Source organism: Microbacterium sp. GW823-FHT02G05 (genome assembly GCF_058797175.1).
The window spans coordinates 1,331,866-1,347,260 of record NZ_JBXAJK010000001.1; the positions used below are offsets into that span (position 1 = coordinate 1,331,866).

Below are 15,395 nucleotides of genomic sequence, written 5' to 3' on the forward strand. Positions count from 1 at the left end.
CCACGGGGCCAGATCAGCTGCTGCGACGGATCGCCCGCACGCCGACGACGAGCCCCACAGCCGCGACTGCGAGTGCCGCGAGCGATCCCCACAGCACGGTGATGTCGGCGAGGTCTCCCGCGAACAGCGCGCGTTCGGCCTGCACGATCCAGTTGACCGGATTGACGGCAGCGACCCCGCGCATCCACTCGGGGGCCGCGTCCAGCGGCAGCAGCATCCCGGAGAGGATCAGCAGGGGGAAGATCAGCATCTGCTGCACACCCCAGAAGAGCCATTCGCGCTCCTTCGACGCGATCGCCAGCGCGTAAGACAGCGATCCGAGCCCGATGCCGAAGATCGCCAGCAGCACCAGGCCGATCACGAGCCCGAGCGGGTTGACCGCGAAACCGAACGCCCACGCGATCGCCACGATCACAAGCGCCTGGATCACGATTGGTGCGACCTCCTTGAGTGCGCGACCCGTGAGCAGCGAGGAACGGGCGAGAGGTGCGACCAGGGTGCGCTCATGTGAGCCGGTCATCATCTCGTACTGAAGGTTCGAGCCGGTGGCGCCGGTGCCGAAGAGCACGATCATGACGAGCACTCCGGGCACGAACCACGCGAGGGTCTCCGCGGGCGGCTCTCCGGAGCTGCCGATCAGCAACGGCCCGAACAGCCCCAGGAAGACGAGTGGCTGCAGCAAGCTGAAGATCATCGTGAACGGATCGCGCAGTACCGGCTTGAGTTCGCGAGTCAGAACGTTCTTGGTGTCGCGCAGGAGATGCGGACGCACGAGTGTGTCGGGGGTGGTCATGAGCGGACTCCTGTCTCGGTGAGGGCAGCGGGGACGGCGGTGGTCGTGGCATCGGACGTGGGATCGCCTGCTGTGGCATCGCCCTCGCCCGCCTCACGGAGCGTGCGTCCGGTGAGCGCGAGGAAGACGTCGTCGAGGGTCGGTGGAACGCCGGTCGCGCGAACGACGCGGACATCCGCGGCATCCAGTTGCCGAAGGATGACCGGCAGCAGACGGTCTCCGTCCTGCGCTGTCAGCGACAACGACGTCCGGTCGATCGTGATCTCGCCGGGGGTGAGGCTGCTCACGATGGTGTGTGCCTGCGCGGCCTCTGCCGCATCCGCGAAGCCGAACGTCAGCACGTCGCCGGCGAGCTGCGCCTTCAGCGCCGCTGCGTCGTCGTCGGCGATGATGCGTCCGCGATCCATGACCATGACCCGTTCGGCGTAGCGGTCGGCCTCTTCGAGATAGTGCGTCGTGAGGAACACGGTCGTGCCGTGTTGCGCGCGCAGCGTGAGGATGTGCTCCCACAGGTTGGCGCGGCTCTGCGGGTCGAGTCCTGTCGATGGCTCGTCGAGGAAGAGCAGGGGAGGAGCGTGCATGAGTCCCAGCGCCACGTCGAGGCGCCGCTTCTGGCCTCCGCTCAATTGCCGCACCGATCGCGTCGCGAACGACCCGAGATCGAGAGATTCGATGAGCTCGTCCGCGCGACGGATGCTGTGGCGTTTCGACATCCCGTAGAACGCGCCCTGGCTGAGCAGCTCATCCCGCACGCGCTGCGAGAAGCTGCCGCTGGTGAGCTGGCCGACGTACCCGATTCGCGCGCGGACGCCCGCGGCATCCGTGCGGATGTCGTGGCCGACGACCCGTGCAGAACCGGACGTCGGCGGGATCAGCGTTGTGAGCATGCGCAGGCTTGTCGACTTCCCGGCGCCGTTCGGGCCCAGGAAGGCGACGAGCTCGCCTCGTGCGGCCGTGAAGGTCAGGTCGGTCACCGCGGCGACCTGCGCCTTCTTGACGGTGAAGACCTTGCTCAGGCCCTCGGTCTCGATGATGGGTTCGTGTGTCATGCCGCGAGCGTAGGAAACTATGCGGACAGATCCTGTCCTGGAGGCATGAGAATCTTGGATCATGTCCGACACCACCTCGCGCGCCCTCGCACTGCTCAACCTGCTGCAGACGCACCGACACTGGCCGGGCGGTGAGCTGGCCGCACGGCTCGGAGTCACCGAACGAACGGTGCGCCGTGATGTCGATCGTCTGCGCGAGCTCGGCTACCGCGTCGAGTCGACGCCGGGGTCCGCGGGCGGATACCGGCTCGAAGCCGGTAGCGCGCTGCCTCCGCTTCTGTTGACGGACGATGAGGCTGTCACGATGGCGATCGGCTTGCGGGTGGCGGCGACCCAGCAGTTGTCGGGCGGAGCGGAACTCACGCTCACGGCCCTCGCGAAACTCGAGCAGGTTCTTCCCTCAGGGCTGCGCCAGCGCGTGCACGCGCTCGCCGCATCGATCCAGACGACACCCGGAATGGGGGCCGCGATCACGGTCTCCCCGGCGGTGCTCGGCGAACTCGCGCTCGCGACGAGGGACACTGAGCGCTTGCGCCTCCGCTACGTCGACGCGGAGGGGCGAGAGAGCATCCGCCGGGTCGAGCCGCACGCGCTGGCTCCCGCGGGACGCAAATGGTTCGTGCTCTGCTGGGACCTCGATCGCGATGACTGGCGCACGTTCCGTGTGGATCGGATCGAATCGGTCGAGCACACGCGCGTGCTGTTCACTCGCCACGAGATCAGCGCTGAGGAGGTCGAGGAGCTCATCGCCGTCGCGGCATCCTGGACGCCACAGAAGGTCGAAGCCGATGCGGTCATGGAGCTTCCGCTCGGGGAGGTGCAGGCGCAGTTCGGCCCATGGGCGCAGGGCGCGATCGCAGAGGACGCCGGGCGCACGCGGTGGCCCTTCGGCGGCGCCGACTGGCGGGAGGCGATGTACGGAATGCTCTGGATCCCTGAGGGTGTGGAGTACACGACGACGTTCCCCGAGCCGGAGCGTGCCGCGTTGAGAGAGGCGCTGGGGCGGATGCTGCGCGCTCTCGATGCTCCGTCTCCTCGCGAACCGCAGTCATCCGCGGACGCATAGGGATATCCCAGGCAACAGACCTAGCCGCCGAGGTCACGGCCCGGTAACGTCGGGGTCATCGCGGCGATCCGGGTGGTCCCGGGCCTCAGCTCATACCTGCGGGCGTTGCGGGTTCGACTCCCGCCGTCGCGTCTATCCCTGAAGGGCCGTCACCGGCTCCGCTAGCCTGAGCGCATGACGCGTGTGTGGCTGTCCGGGTGGGAGTGGGGCTGCTGCGGCGATCCCTTCGCCGTCGGCGATTTGGTGGACTTCGGTATCCAGTCGCGCACCGTCGACGCATTCCTCATCGACACCCTCGGGCCTGATCTCGCCGCGACCGTGGAGGCGGCGGAGTCGCACCACGAAGAGGAGTACGCGGATCGCGTGCGCGGCCGTGTCGCGGCGGTCTACGCCGTCACACAAGAGTCCATTCAACGCTGGTCGCTGCGGCGACCCGGACACGGGGCGCCGCCGGATGCGGGCATGCCGCCGGACGGCGAGGAATGGCCGGATACGCGACAGGATCTGGGAAACGGGATCATCGTGGGGTCCCGACCTTCGCGCTACATCTCCGAAAGCGTCCCGGTCCCGAACTCGGCGACGCTCGTCCCCGTCCGTGGTGTGCGCCTCCCCGGTGAACGTGAACACGGTACGCCTGTCGATCGCTCCGGCGACCCTCCACCGGAGCACCGCATCCGCACGCAGCCCGGATGGCTCGTCGATGTCGATGAACAGGCTGTCGCTGGGCAATAGACTGACCCGCACGTTCCCCGACGATCAGGAGCATCCATGTCCTTCCAGGCGTATCTCGACAAGGCAGAAGAACAGACCGGTCTCACGCCGCGGCAGTTCATCGCGCTCGCGAAGGAGCAGGGCTTCGACGAGAGCACGAAGTCGTCGGTCGTGCTCAACTGGCTCAAGCAGGAGCACGGCCTCGGGCACGGCCACGCGCAGGCGATGGTGCACGTGATCCTGAAGGGGCCAAAGATCAGCAGCAAGCACGTCGGCACCGGTGGCACGCACAGCGACGCCTCCGACACCCTGTGGCTCGACGGTAAGGCGAGCAACCCGAACGGCTAGCTCAGGTCGCGCACGCTGTCGTTGAGCGCGGCGGCATCCTGCGTCCAGAGGTCGAGGAAAGCCGGTGCCAGAGCCGAGGCATCGAGCGCCTTCACGCGGAAGATGACGGATGCTGCGCGCAGCGGCACTTCGGAATCTCGGGCGGTCTTCACGAAGCCGTGCGCGACGGCACGCGCCCACGCTTCCGCCGCGGCCTTGACTGCTGCATAGTTCGCGCCACCGGCGAGCGGACGCGCCACGGCCGTCGATGAGACGATCGCGAAGCGGCCAGCCTCCGATTCCTGCAGTGCCGCGTCGAAGGCGCGACTCGTCGCACGCACTGCCTCCAGGGAGGGGAGGAGTGCAGCAAAGTCGGCATCCGATTGTCCCGCGAGTCCACCGCCGCCACGCCAGCCGCCGACGAGCGGCAGCACGCCGTCCACCCGGTCGAGACGCTCAGCGAGCGCCCGCATGTCCGAGAGCGACGTCGCATCCGCGACCTCGACCTGCGCACCGGCCGCCCGCAACGGTTCGAGGCGCTCGGCCGATCGGCCCGTCACGACCACGCGCGCGCCAGCCGCGATCAGCGTCGTTGCAAGAGTGAGGCCCGCAGCGCTCGTGGCGCCGGCGAGGACGATGGTTCGTTCGCTGACAGTCATGATTCCCACCTTCGCGGATCGGTGCGGGTTCTGCGACCGCACACGGCGGGATATCCCGCACTGTGCGGCCGCAGAACCCTCGCGTCCCCAGCTGCTGCGGGCCGCGACGCGGCCGCAGCAGGTCTCTCAGTCGTCGCTGCCGCGAATGCCGGCGGTCGACTCGATGACCGGCTTCATCTTCTTGTCGAGTGCTTCGAAGAACATCGACAGAGGGAACTCGTCGTCGAGCACAGCATCCGTGTAGCCCTTCGGCGGTCCCGCGAGGACCTCGTCCGACAGGCCCCGCGCCCACACCGACGCGGGGTGCGGGGTCACCGTGGCGCGCACGAGGTCGTACGCCGCCAGCCAGTGAGCCGTCTTCGGACGGTCGATCGAACGCCAGTACAGGTCGTCGACCGCATCACCGAGCGCGACGACCGCATCCGGTACGCCGTCCCAGTCGAATGCGAGTGCCGTGTCGGTCCAGTGCAGCACGCCGCGCTGGTGCAGCCACGCGAAGAGCAGCTGCCCGCCGAGGCCGTCGTAGTTGCGCACCCGCGAACCGGTGATCGCGAAGCGGAAGATGCGGTCGAAGATCACCGCATACTGCACGAGTCCCGCGTGGTCGAGCGTCTCGCGCTCGATCTCCGTGAGGTCGTCGCGCGCTGCGAGCGCCCGCTCGATCTTCACCGACTCGCGGAACGCGGTCAGATCACAGCGCAGCTCCTCCAGTGAATACAGGAAGTACGGCATGCGCTGCTTGATCATGAACGGATCGAATGGCAGGTCGCCCCGCATGTGCGTGCGGTCGTGAATGATGTCCCACATCACGAACGTCTTCTCGGTCAGATCCTGGTCGTCGAGCATCGCCGCGGCACGCTCGGGCAGGTCGAGCTTGGTGATCTCGGATGCCGCGCGCACGACGCGACGGTACCGCGCCGCTTCCCGATCCTGGAAGATCGCGCCCCACGTGAACGTGGGAATCTCGCGCATGGCGACGGTCTCCGGAAAAAGTACAGCGGAGTTCGTGTCATATCCAGGCGTGAAATCGATCAGGCGCAGTGAGACGAAGAGCTTGTTGCCGTAGTCGCCGGCCTCCAGCTCGGCGATGAACTCCGGCCAGATGGCCTGCACGATGAGCGCCTCGACGAGCCGCTGGTTCGATCCGTTCTGCGTGTACATCGGGAAGACCACGAGGTGGCGGATGCCATCGACGCGGTGCTGCTGGGGCTGAAATGCGACGAGCGAGTCGTAGAAGTCGGGAACGCCGAATCCTTCCGCCACCCAGCGCTCGAAGTCGACGATGGATGCGTTCAGATAGGCGGAATCATGCGGAAAAGCGGGTGTCAACGCGCGGATGCCCGCGGTGAGAGTGGCGACGAGTTCCGTCGCGGCCGGGTGCAGCGAAGCATCCGGGATCGACCCGTCTGTGCGTTGCAGGTCACGAAGGGAGATGGCGGCACTCTTGAGCTGCGCCCACGCGCTAGTGTTCTCGGCAGTGGACGCGTCTTCGACGACCTCGGGTTCGCCGATGACGGACGGTGCGACAACATTGTTCGCGGTGGTGGGGGACATCAGTGCCTCCGATCGTGAAGTCTGCAGGAAATATTCCTGCGGTTGACGTTTTCTATGGATAATCTTACGGCATGGTGGATTCTGTAGACCGGGCGATCCTCACCGAGATCTCCCGCGAGGGGCGTGCGACGCTCGCCCAGCTCGCCGACGCTGTCGGCCTGTCGATCTCCGCAGTGCAATCACGGCTGCGACGGCTGGAGACCCGGGGCGTGATCTCCGGGTATCGGGCCATCCTCGACCCTGAGCAGGTGGGGACGCCTCTCTCCGCCTTCATCGAGATCACCCCCCTCGACCCGGCGCAGCCCGACAACGCCCCCGAACTGCTGCAGCACCTCGAGGCGATCGAGGCCTGCCACTCCATCGCCGGCGACGCCAGCTACATGCTGTTCGTGCGGGTCGCGTCGCCACGCGCTCTGGAGGAGCTCATCCGCGACATCCGCCTGGCAGCCTCGGTGAGCACCCGATCGACGGTCGTGCTCCAGACCTACTACGAGCATCGGCCGATCGTTCCTCTGGACGCGTAGGTTCGCGGTCTCCGCGCCAATAGGCTGGAGCGATACCAGCGCACGGAGAGGAGCCGCATGATCACGGGCACCACGGCGAACGAGATCGCCGAGAGCGTCCGCCAGCAGATCGATGCCGGCATCCTTCATCCGGGCGACCCCCTGCCGCCGGTGCGCGCGCTCGCCGAGCAGCTCAGCGTCAACCGCAACACGGTGTCCTCCGCGTACCTGGCACTTGCGCGTGCCGGCGCCGTCATCAGCCGCGGGCGCGCAGGAACCATTGTCGCCGGAGCTCCCGTGCTCACAGAGGAGGAGGGCTTCGCGCCCGAGACGGTGCTGCGCGATCTCGGCAGCGGCAACCCTGATCCTGACCTGCTGCCCCTCCCGGTTCTCGCGGAGGTTGACCTGCGGACGCCCGCGCTCTACGGCGACGCCCTGATCGACGCGGATCTGCGTGAGTGGGCGACGGCATGGATGCGGCAGGCGCAGCCTCGCGAGTTCGAACTCACGGTCACGTCCGGCGCGGTGGATGCGATGGAGCGTCTGCTCGCGCAGTCGCTCACCCAGGGCGATGTGCTCGGCCTGGAGGACCCCTGCTTCCTCTCGAGCATCAACACGGTGAAGCTCGGCGGATACCGGCCGATCGGCATCCCCCTCGACGACGAGGGCATGACCGTCGAAGGGCTCGCCGCTGCGCTCGACGCCGGCGCGCGAACGATTGTCTGCACACCGCGGGCACACAACCCCACCGGGATCAGTCTGTCCGCACGCCGTGCCGCGGCGCTGCGTGATCTGCTTGTGGGCGTGCCGCACGTGCTCATCATCGAGGACGACCACTACTCGCTGCTCGCGCGCACGCCTTATCACTCGATCATCCCGGAAGGGCATCCCCGCTGGGCGCTCGTGCGGTCGATGTCGAAGTTCCTCGGCCCGGACCTGCGCCTCGCACTGCTCGCGAGCGACCCCGACACCGCGCAGCAGCTGCGCACTCGCCTGTCGCCCGGTACGACGTGGGTCAGTCGCATCCTGCAGCGGGTGGCCGTCGGGATGCTCGACCACGAGGCGACGGCCGACAACCTCGCCGGGGCGAGCGCGCACTATGCGGAGCGCAACGAGGCGCTGCGGACGCTGTTGAGAGAGCGTGGCATCGCCGAACGCGGTGACGATGGCCTCAACGTGTGGGTCGAATGCGGCACGGATGCCCGGGCCGTCTCGGAGTCCATGATGCGGCGGGGCTGGCTCGTGCGCACGGGCGGTGTGTTCCGCCTCGACGGCGACGAGTCCGCTCCCGAGCTGCGCATCACCGCGCACACCCTCGACGATGCGGAGATGCGCACGTTCGCCGACGACCTCGCCGCATCGATCTCGGAAGCCCGCATCGCCGTCGCGAACCGGGGCCGGCGCTAGCTCGGGTGGGTGCTGCGGCGCGCCGACCCGCGCCGACCCGCGACGCCTTGCCCCCGCCTCGCGCTGCGCTGTCGCACCCCGCAACGCCTTGCGCGACGCCACCCACGCAATGCCCTCACGCAACGGAGGAGTTCCCCCGGAACGGAGGACGTTCTCGGCGCAGGAGTCCTCCGTTCAAGGAGTTCTCCTCCGCACACCCTGCCCCGTGCACGGCCGGAGACCTGCTCCAGGGGTGCGGGAGTCCCAGCCCGCGCGCTGCCTTCTCCGCATCATCGCCAGAACTAGGCTGGTGCCGTGGCATCCTCGAAGCGCTCCTCCCGTCCCTCGCCCGTCCGCCGTTCCGGCAACCCGGCGAAGAAGCCGATCATCGCGGCAGGCCCCGTGACCGTCGGCGACTGGATCGGCGCCGCGCGTCCTCGCACGCTGCCGCTCGCGATCGCCCCGGTGCTCATCGGCACGGGTGCCGCGATCGTCGCGACGGGAGTGTTCCACTGGGTCATCGCGCTCGCATGCCTTGCCGTCTCGGTGCTGCTCCAGATCGGCGTGAACTTCACGAACGACTACAGCGACGGCATCCGTGGAACGGACGCGCACCGCGTCGGCCCTGCGCGCCTGACCGCTTCCGGTCGTGTGCCGGCGCGCACCGTGCTCATCGTGGGGCTGTCGTTCTTCGCCCTGGCCGCACTCGCGGGCCTGGCGATCGTCATCCGCACGCAGCAGTGGTGGATGCTGGCGGTCGGTGCCGTCGCGATCATCGCGGCATGGTTCTACACCGGCGGCAAGCGCCCCTACGGCTATGCGGGCCTGGGCGAGGTCTTCGTGTTCGTCTTCTTCGGACTCGTCGCGACCCTCGGCACCACCTGGGTTCAGGCCTTCACGCTGCCGCAGGAGTCGTGGGCGGGGGCGATCGCCGCGGGACTGTTCGCGTGCGCCGTGCTGCTCGCGAACAATCTGCGCGACATCGATCAGGATCGCGCCGCGGGCAAGCGCACGCTCACCGTGCGCATCGGAAAGCGCGCGACGCAGGTGCTGTTCACCGTGTTCGCGCTCGTGCCGTTCCTGATCGCCGCGTGGTTGGCGCTGTTCTACCCCATCGCCTGGTTGGCGCTGCTCGTGCTGCTGGCGGTCGTTCCCGCGGTCATCATCATCTGGACCGCGCGCACGGCGAAGGAGCTCATCCTCGTGCTCGCGCTCACCTCGGTCAGCTCTCTGCTCTATGCAGGGATGCTGTTCTGGGCGTTCGTCGGCTGAGGCCTAGGCGGCGGGGTCTGCGCTGTCTTCCGCCTCTTCATCCGAGGCTTCATCGCGCTGACGGTTCTGACGGCGGCGGTAGATCTCGGTGGAGGCACCGGCGAGCGGCGCTCGCAGGAAGAGCAGCGAGATGCTGATGCCGATGAGCGCCGCGAAGAGCGCCGCCAGCCACCAGAACTCGCGGAAGATCGGGAAGAAGAACCAGAGGATCCCGAGCGGAACGAGGAAGGCGAGCAGCCGCAGCACGGAATACACAAGGAGGGGCGGAAGCTTCACCCCTCCAGTCTAGGTGGGCACATTAGCCCTCAGCTGTGCGTGGGACAGAGGGCGGATGCTGGGGGTTCGCCGCATCCGGGGTCGCGGCGCGGGAACCTGCCTAGACTGGGAAAATGGCACGTTTACTTGTCGTCGGCGGTTTCCTCGCGGCGATCTTCTGGATCTACAGCGTCGTGGACTGTGCGCTGCAGCCTGCCACACGCCACCGGGGCGTGTCGAAGGGCGTCTGGGTCGCGATCGTGCTCCTCATCCCCGTGCTCGGGGGCATTCTCTGGTTCGTCCTCGGCCGTTCGCGCCCGGGGCAGAGCCCGCGCGGTGACCTGTATGTGCCGCTCGACGATGACCCGACGCATCTGCGTCGTATCAGCGAGGCCGAACAGGACCGTCGTATCCGCCAGCTGGAGGAAGAGCTCGCTCGTCTGGACCAGGAGGGCGATGCGCCCGAGGCCGGAACAGGCACGGGCGAACGCTCGTGACGGCGACGGATGCTGCGACGCCGTCCATGTCCGCCGCAGCGGCGCTGTTCGCGGAACTCGTCGCGCAGGGCGTGGAGCACGTGGTGCTCTCACCGGGGTCGCGTTCGCAGGCACTGGCGCTGACGGCGGTCGCGCTCGAGAGGCAGGGCCGCCTGCGGGTGCACGTGCGCATCGACGAGCGGGTGGCGGGATTCACCGCTCTCGGCCTTGCCCGCGAGACGGGACGACCCGCGGTGGTCGTCTGCACGTCGGGCACTGCTGCCGCGAACCTGCTGCCGGCCACCATGGAGGCCTTCCACGCCGGGGTGCCGCTGCTTCTGCTCACGGCGGATCGCCCGCCCGAGCTGCGGGGGATCGGTGCCAACCAGGCGACGATCCAGCCCGGCATGTTCGCCTCGTGGGTCCGGTACGAGCTCGATGCCCCGGTCCCCGGTGAGGGGGGCTTCGAGACCTTCTCCCGCATCGCCGCGCATGCCGTCGCGGCGTCGCTCGGCGCGTCCGGTGTCGAGGTCGACGGGCTCCCCGGAGTCGCCGGCCCCGTGCACCTGAACCTCCCGTTCCGCGAGCCGTTGTCGGGGGCCGTCGTCACGACGTCCATCGCGGACGCCCCCGTCCCCGCGGCCGTCGCGCGCGAGCCGTTCCTCCTCAGGCGCGGTCCGCGCACGATCGTCATCGCGGGCGCGGACGCCGGCCCCGACGCGGAAGAGATCGCGCATCAGGGCGGTTGGCCACTGATCGCAGAGATCGTCAGTGGGGCGCGCTTCGGTCGCCACCTCGTGCACGGCTATCGTGCCCTGCTGCAAGAGCCCGTTCTGGGCGGGCGCATCGAGCGGGTCGTCGTGCTGGGGCACCCCACGCTCAGCCGTGAGGTCCCCGCGCTCCTGCGCCGCACCGATGTCGAGGTCATCGCCGTCCGCTCCGGCGGCGAGGCGCTCGACTTCAACGGCGCCACGCGCGCTGTCGACGCCGTCAGGGTCGAAGCCGGAGCATCCGATCGGGAATGGCTGGGGGAGTGGATGCGGGCCTCCGCCGCCTCCGCCGTCGACTTGGATGCCCCTGCGCGCGACGTCGAGGGGCTGTCGTCGTTCGATCGTGTGGAACGGCTCAGCGCCGTGAAGGCGGAGCTCCAGGCCGTGCGGCGTCCTCTCGATCGTGAACTCCTCGTCGATTCGCTCTGGCGGGCGACGTGGCCGCACGACCGCCTGGTGTTCGGATCCTCGCGCCTCGTGCGTGTCGCCGATGCCGTGCTCGGCGGAAAGCGGGTGCCCGTGCACGCGAACAGGGGCCTGGCCGGAATCGACGGCACGGTTGCGACCGCGACCGGCGTCGCGATCGCAAGCCAGGCGGCGGGCGGCGCGGGCGTCACGCGCGTGCTTCTCGGCGATCTCGCGTTCCTGCACGACGTGGGCGCGTTGCTGCTTCCGCCGGATGAGGCAGAGCCCCGGCTGCAGGTCGTCGTCGGCAACGATGGTGGCGGAACGATCTTCGACGGACTCGAAGTCGCGGCGACCGCCGACCGTGGCGACCTCGATCGTGCCTTCTACACGCCGCACACCGCCCGGCTCGAGCATCTCGCGCTGGCCTACGGGTGGGAGTATCAGCGCGTCACGACCCGGTCGGCGCTTGATCAAGCGCTGACCTCGCCGGTCGGAGGACGCCAGCTGATCGAGGTCCCGCTCGCGCGGTAGGCATTCCCCACAGGGCTGCACTGCGGCAGGATGTTCGCATGAGCACAGACCACTCCGGTTGGAAGGCCGCCGCATCCGAGGTTCTCCGCGTGGGGCCGGACTTCCGCCTCGGCGCGGTCGACCCGGAGACGACTCCGGGCTATGAGGGCGGCAAGGCCCGCGGGGCCGCGGATCTCGCGGGAGGGATCGGCCAGCTCAGCGAACTGCAGGAGCGTCTCTTCGCCGAGAGTCGCGTCGGCGTGGCAAAGGACTCCGTGCTTCTCGTGCTCCAGGCGATGGACTCCGCAGGCAAGGGCGGCATCGTCCGTCACGTCGTCGGCGGCGTGGATCCGCAGGGAGTCCACTTGACCGCCTTCAAAGCGCCCACGGCGGAGGAGCGCGCACACGACTTCCTCTGGCGCATCGAGAAGCGGCTGCCGGAGCACGGCTTCATCGGCGTCTTCGACCGCTCGCATTACGAGGACGTGCTGATCGGTCGCGTCCGTCAGCTCGCCCCGACGGAGGAGATCGAACGCCGCTACGACGCCATCAACGCGTTCGAGGCCGAGATCGCGGCATCCGGAACACGCATCATCAAGGTGATGCTGCACATCTCGCGGCATGAGCAGAAGAAGCGTCTCAGCGAGCGTCTGGAACGTCCGGACAAGCATTGGAAGTACAACCCGGGCGATGTCGATGAGCGTCTGCTGTGGGGTGACTACATGGCGGCGTTCCAGACGGTGTTCGAGCGGACCTCCACCGCGGCGGCGCCCTGGTACGTGGTTCCGGCGAACTCCAAGTGGTACGCGCGTCTCGCCGTGCAGGAGCTGCTGCTGGAGACGCTCACTGCGATCGATCCGCAGTGGCCCGCGGCGGACTACGACGTCGAGGCCGAGAAGAAGCGGCTCGCCGCGAGCTGACGGCGCGGATGCCTCAGGCGAGCGCGTCGACGATGGGGCGGAACTTCACGCGGGTTTCGAGCAGCTCGGATTCCGGATCGCTGCCGGTGACGATGCCTGCGCCTGCGTAGGCGGTGACCGTGATGGGCCCGCTGCCCGTGCCGCGCACGTGTCCGCGTTCGAACTGTGCGCACCGCAGCGCGATCGCCCACTCGCCGTTTCCGGCGGCGTCGACCCAGCCGACCGGGCCGGCGTAGCGTTCGCGGTCGAAGGGCTCCAGGCGGCGGATCGCCGCGATCGCGGCCGGGGTGGGGGAGCCGGCGACGGCAGCGGTCGGATGCAGCGCGCCGACCAGATCGAGGGAGGTGGCGCCGTCTGACAGCTCACCTTCGACATCGGTCGCGAGGTGGAAGAGGTTGGGCAGCTTCAGCAGGAACGGCTGCTCGCTCGACGCGAGCGCGCGCGTGTGCGGGCGCAGCTCGGTGAGTACGCTCTGCACCGCGTATTGGTGCTCGTCGAGGTCCTTCTCGCTGGAGGCGAGGGCGGCGGAGGCGGCGACATCGGCATCCGCATCCGCCCCGCGTGCCGTCGTTCCGGCCAGCACCCGTGCGGTGACCGTTCCGTTCTGCGCCGTGACGAGCGTCTCGGGACTCGCACCCATCAGGCCGTCGACCGCGAACGCCCAAGTGTCGGGATACTCGCTCGAGAGCGCGCGGACGAGCCGGCGCAGGTCGGCGCCCTCGGGAACCGTGCCGGTGAGGTCTCGTGCGAGCACGACCTTGCTGACCTCGCCCGCCGTGATCGCGTCGAGTCCCGCGCGCACGCTGTCCTGGTAGCCCTGTGCGGTCTGCGCGCCGGGGCCGAGGGTTCCCGCCCAGTGCGGTCCGTACTCGCGAGGTTCGACGAGCGCGTCGGGAACATCGTCGTTGCCGCGGATCGTGGTGATCCACGAGCGCCCCTGTGCGCGGCCGATGATCGCGGACGGCACGATGAGGACGCTCGCGGCAGCGGAGGCGTCGTCGAAGACCAGGGTGCTGAAGGCGACGAGCCCGGTGCCGGGGAGCCCTACCGGGTCGTCGACGTCGGCCTGAGCGACGAGCCGCTGCCAGCCGGACGACATGATCGCGGCGTGCGGCTCGTCGAAGCCGCCGGTGATGCGCAGGTGGGTCTGCATTCCCGAGCCGACGGCGACGATGCCGTCGCCGCGGCGCAGCCACGCGAGGGGGGTCGTCGGGTCGGCGTAGGCGAGCAGATCTTCGACCGGATCGATCTCGCGCGTCACCACGGAAAGGCGGAAGGGCATCACCTGCCCAGCTTAGGCCGCGGGCCTGCACCGCGCCGCCGCGCGGGCAGTATGCTCGCCCCGTGACCTCTTCGCTCCCGGCTCCCGGAACCCCGATGATCATGCAGTGGCGCAAGTGGGACGACTCCGTGCACTGGAGGCACGAATGCGTGTACCTCGGGTCGGATGAATGGGGTGACTGGGTCGGTCAGCCCATCGGCTGGCACAGCGCCCGACCCGGAGTCGAGATGGACGCGGAGTGCCTCAACGTCACGCTCATCCCGCCGATCGGCGAGTACGCGATGACGGTGAACCGGGACCATCCGCGAGGGCTGCGCGTCTACATCGATGTGGCCTGGGACGTGCACTGGGGCGCTCCCGCCGGTGTGACGAACGCGGATGCTGAGGCAGGGCTGCCCCTCGTCACCGGAATCGACATGGATCTCGACGTCGTGCGTCGATTCGACACGCAGGGCGCGTACCCGTCGGGAACCTACGTGGACGATCGCGACGAGTGGGAAGCGCACCAGGCGAAGTTCGGCTATCCGGAGGACGTCATCGAGGTGCTGGAAGAGCTCACCGCAGAACTCGAAGAAGCCGTCCGCGATGAGTACGCGCCGTTCGACGATGCCACCGCGGATGCCTGGCTCGACCGCCTTGAGGCGCTGAACCTGCCGCCTAGACTGGAAGCGTGACCCCCGAAAGCGAAGCCAATCGCGCCGACCTCGGCAAGGACCCTGATCGCGTCAGCAGAATGTTCGACCAGGTGGCGGCGGGGTATGACCGCACGAACTCCGCGATGACGGTCGGCAACGACGCCCTCTGGCGGGCGGCGACGACCCGTGCGGTCGCACCGAAGCGCGGGGAGCGCATCCTCGACCTGGGTGCGGGCACGGCATCGTCGTCAGCATCCTTCGCAGCGAGTGGCGCCGAAGTGGTGGCGGCAGACTTCTCGCCGGGCATGCTCGCCGAGGGCAAGCGCCGCCACGGGCATCTGCCGAACCTCAGCTTCGTGCAGGCGGATGCCACGGATCTCCCCTTCGAAGACAACGAGTTCGACGCGGTTTCGATGTCGTACGCGCTGCGCAACGTGCAGGACCCGAAGAAGGCTCTCGCAGAGCTGTACCGGGTGACCAAGCCGGGCGGACGCCTCGTGATCAACGAGTTCTCCACTCCGCCCAGCGCCCTCGTGCGCGGCTTCTACCGCTTCTACAACAGCCAGGTGCTGCCCCGCGTCGCTCGTGTCGCGGGCACCAACGGCGGCGCCTATGACTATCTGAACGAGTCGATCCGGGATTGGCCCGACCAGAGGCGCCTTGCGGCCTGGATTCGTGAGGCCGGATGGTCGAACGTCGCGTACCGCAACCTCTCTTTCGGAATGGTCGCGCTGCACCGTGCGACGAAGCCCGCGGAGCCCAGCGGATCCTGACCGTTCGCCCGAATCTGCCGCCCACGACAACAGATAGGCTGGAACA

Annotated in this window: 17 protein-coding genes and 1 tRNA gene; 12 read left to right on the forward strand and 6 right to left on the reverse strand. The window is 68.6% G+C overall.

What is annotated here, in order from left to right:
• Positions 1-13 precede the first annotated feature (13 nt).
• Both AC1REM_RS06320 and AC1REM_RS06325 read right to left on the reverse strand, forming a co-directional pair.
• Complete coding sequence (locus tag AC1REM_RS06320; RefSeq protein ID WP_492513876.1) at positions 14-793, reverse strand: ABC transporter permease; 780 nt, start codon at positions 791-793, stop codon at positions 14-16.
• Entirely contained in the window at positions 790-1,842 is a 1,053-nt protein-coding gene (locus tag AC1REM_RS06325; protein ID WP_492513877.1) for an ABC transporter ATP-binding protein, read from the reverse strand. The genes AC1REM_RS06320 and AC1REM_RS06325 overlap by 4 nt, the downstream gene beginning before the upstream one ends.
• 61 nt (positions 1,843-1,903) lie before the next feature.
• On the opposite strand from AC1REM_RS06325, the gene AC1REM_RS06330 reads away from it, so the two are divergent.
• The 4 genes from AC1REM_RS06330 (at position 1,904) to AC1REM_RS06345 (ending at position 3,967) form a co-directional block, all read left to right on the forward strand.
• Positions 1,904-2,908 (forward strand): helix-turn-helix transcriptional regulator, encoded by a 1,005-nt coding sequence (locus AC1REM_RS06330; RefSeq protein ID WP_492513878.1) that lies wholly within the window; start codon positions 1,904-1,906, stop codon positions 2,906-2,908.
• 59 nt (positions 2,909-2,967) lie between these two features.
• A tRNA-Met gene (locus AC1REM_RS06335) sits at positions 2,968-3,040 on the forward strand.
• A 42-nt stretch (positions 3,041-3,082) separates the two neighbouring features.
• Positions 3,083-3,640, forward strand: coding sequence for a DUF6578 domain-containing protein (locus tag AC1REM_RS06340; protein ID WP_492513879.1), 558 nt, complete (start codon positions 3,083-3,085; stop codon positions 3,638-3,640).
• 36 nt (positions 3,641-3,676) lie between these two features.
• A complete protein-coding gene (locus AC1REM_RS06345) occupies positions 3,677-3,967 on the forward strand; it encodes a DUF4287 domain-containing protein (RefSeq protein WP_454126099.1) in 291 nt (96 codons plus the stop codon).
• Here AC1REM_RS06345 and AC1REM_RS06350 read toward each other — a convergent pair.
• Together AC1REM_RS06350 and AC1REM_RS06355 are read right to left on the reverse strand one after the other, a co-directional pair.
• The gene (locus tag AC1REM_RS06350) at positions 3,964-4,605 is read right to left on the reverse strand and encodes an SDR family NAD(P)-dependent oxidoreductase (RefSeq protein WP_492513880.1); all 642 of its coding nucleotides are present in this window, start codon (positions 4,603-4,605) and stop codon (positions 3,964-3,966) included. The two genes, AC1REM_RS06345 and AC1REM_RS06350, sit on opposite strands and share 4 nt — an antisense overlap.
• A 126-nt stretch (positions 4,606-4,731) precedes the next feature.
• Positions 4,732-6,159: a DUF6421 family protein gene (locus tag AC1REM_RS06355; protein WP_492513881.1), complete on the reverse strand. Its 1,428-nt coding sequence runs from the start codon at positions 6,157-6,159 to the stop codon at positions 4,732-4,734.
• Positions 6,160-6,230: 71 nt separating this feature from the next.
• Here AC1REM_RS06355 and AC1REM_RS06360 point away from each other — a divergent pair, with 71 nt between their 5' ends.
• The 3 genes from AC1REM_RS06360 to AC1REM_RS06370 all read left to right on the forward strand — a co-directional run bounded on the left by AC1REM_RS06360 (position 6,231) and on the right by AC1REM_RS06370 (position 9,320).
• The gene (locus AC1REM_RS06360; protein WP_204939117.1) at positions 6,231-6,683 is read left to right on the forward strand and encodes an Lrp/AsnC family transcriptional regulator; all 453 of its coding nucleotides are present in this window, start codon (positions 6,231-6,233) and stop codon (positions 6,681-6,683) included.
• A gap of 57 nt (positions 6,684-6,740) precedes the next feature.
• Entirely contained in the window at positions 6,741-8,069 is a 1,329-nt protein-coding gene (locus tag AC1REM_RS06365; protein ID WP_492513882.1) for an aminotransferase class I/II-fold pyridoxal phosphate-dependent enzyme, read from the forward strand.
• A 294-nt stretch (positions 8,070-8,363) separates the two neighbouring features.
• A complete protein-coding gene (locus AC1REM_RS06370) occupies positions 8,364-9,320 on the forward strand; it encodes a 1,4-dihydroxy-2-naphthoate polyprenyltransferase (RefSeq protein WP_492513883.1) in 957 nt (318 codons plus the stop codon).
• Between the two features lie 3 nt (positions 9,321-9,323).
• Here AC1REM_RS06370 and AC1REM_RS06375 read toward each other — a convergent pair whose 3' ends face one another.
• On the reverse strand, positions 9,324-9,596 hold the full coding sequence (locus AC1REM_RS06375) for a DUF4229 domain-containing protein (RefSeq protein ID WP_492513884.1): 273 nt from the start codon (positions 9,594-9,596) through the stop codon (positions 9,324-9,326).
• Positions 9,597-9,709: 113 nt separating this feature from the next.
• On the opposite strand from AC1REM_RS06375, the gene AC1REM_RS06380 reads away from it, so the two are divergent.
• The 3 genes from AC1REM_RS06380 to AC1REM_RS06390 are packed head-to-tail and all read left to right on the forward strand — an operon-like array spanning position 9,710 to position 12,659.
• Positions 9,710-10,072, forward strand: a complete 363-nt coding sequence (locus AC1REM_RS06380; RefSeq protein ID WP_204939121.1) for a PLD nuclease N-terminal domain-containing protein — start codon at positions 9,710-9,712, stop codon at positions 10,070-10,072.
• Between the two features lie 26 nt (positions 10,073-10,098).
• Entirely contained in the window at positions 10,099-11,760 is a 1,662-nt protein-coding gene (gene menD, locus AC1REM_RS06385; protein ID WP_492513885.1) for a 2-succinyl-5-enolpyruvyl-6-hydroxy-3-cyclohexene-1-carboxylic-acid synthase, read from the forward strand.
• A gap of 38 nt (positions 11,761-11,798) precedes the next feature.
• Positions 11,799-12,659: a polyphosphate kinase 2 family protein gene (locus tag AC1REM_RS06390; protein ID WP_492513886.1), complete on the forward strand. Its 861-nt coding sequence runs from the start codon at positions 11,799-11,801 to the stop codon at positions 12,657-12,659.
• 13 nt (positions 12,660-12,672) lie between these two features.
• Here AC1REM_RS06390 and AC1REM_RS06395 read toward each other — a convergent pair whose 3' ends face one another.
• The gene (locus AC1REM_RS06395) at positions 12,673-13,941 is read right to left on the reverse strand and encodes an isochorismate synthase (RefSeq protein ID WP_492513887.1); all 1,269 of its coding nucleotides are present in this window, start codon (positions 13,939-13,941) and stop codon (positions 12,673-12,675) included.
• Between the two features lie 62 nt (positions 13,942-14,003).
• Between AC1REM_RS06395 and AC1REM_RS06400 the strand changes: the two genes are divergently transcribed.
• Positions 14,004-14,615, forward strand: coding sequence for a DUF402 domain-containing protein (locus tag AC1REM_RS06400; RefSeq protein WP_492513888.1), 612 nt, complete (start codon positions 14,004-14,006; stop codon positions 14,613-14,615).
• The gene (locus AC1REM_RS06405) at positions 14,612-15,349 is read left to right on the forward strand and encodes a class I SAM-dependent methyltransferase (protein ID WP_492513889.1); all 738 of its coding nucleotides are present in this window, start codon (positions 14,612-14,614) and stop codon (positions 15,347-15,349) included. Before AC1REM_RS06400 ends, AC1REM_RS06405 begins: the two co-directional genes overlap by 4 nt.
• The last annotated feature ends 46 nt before the right edge of the window (positions 15,350-15,395 follow it).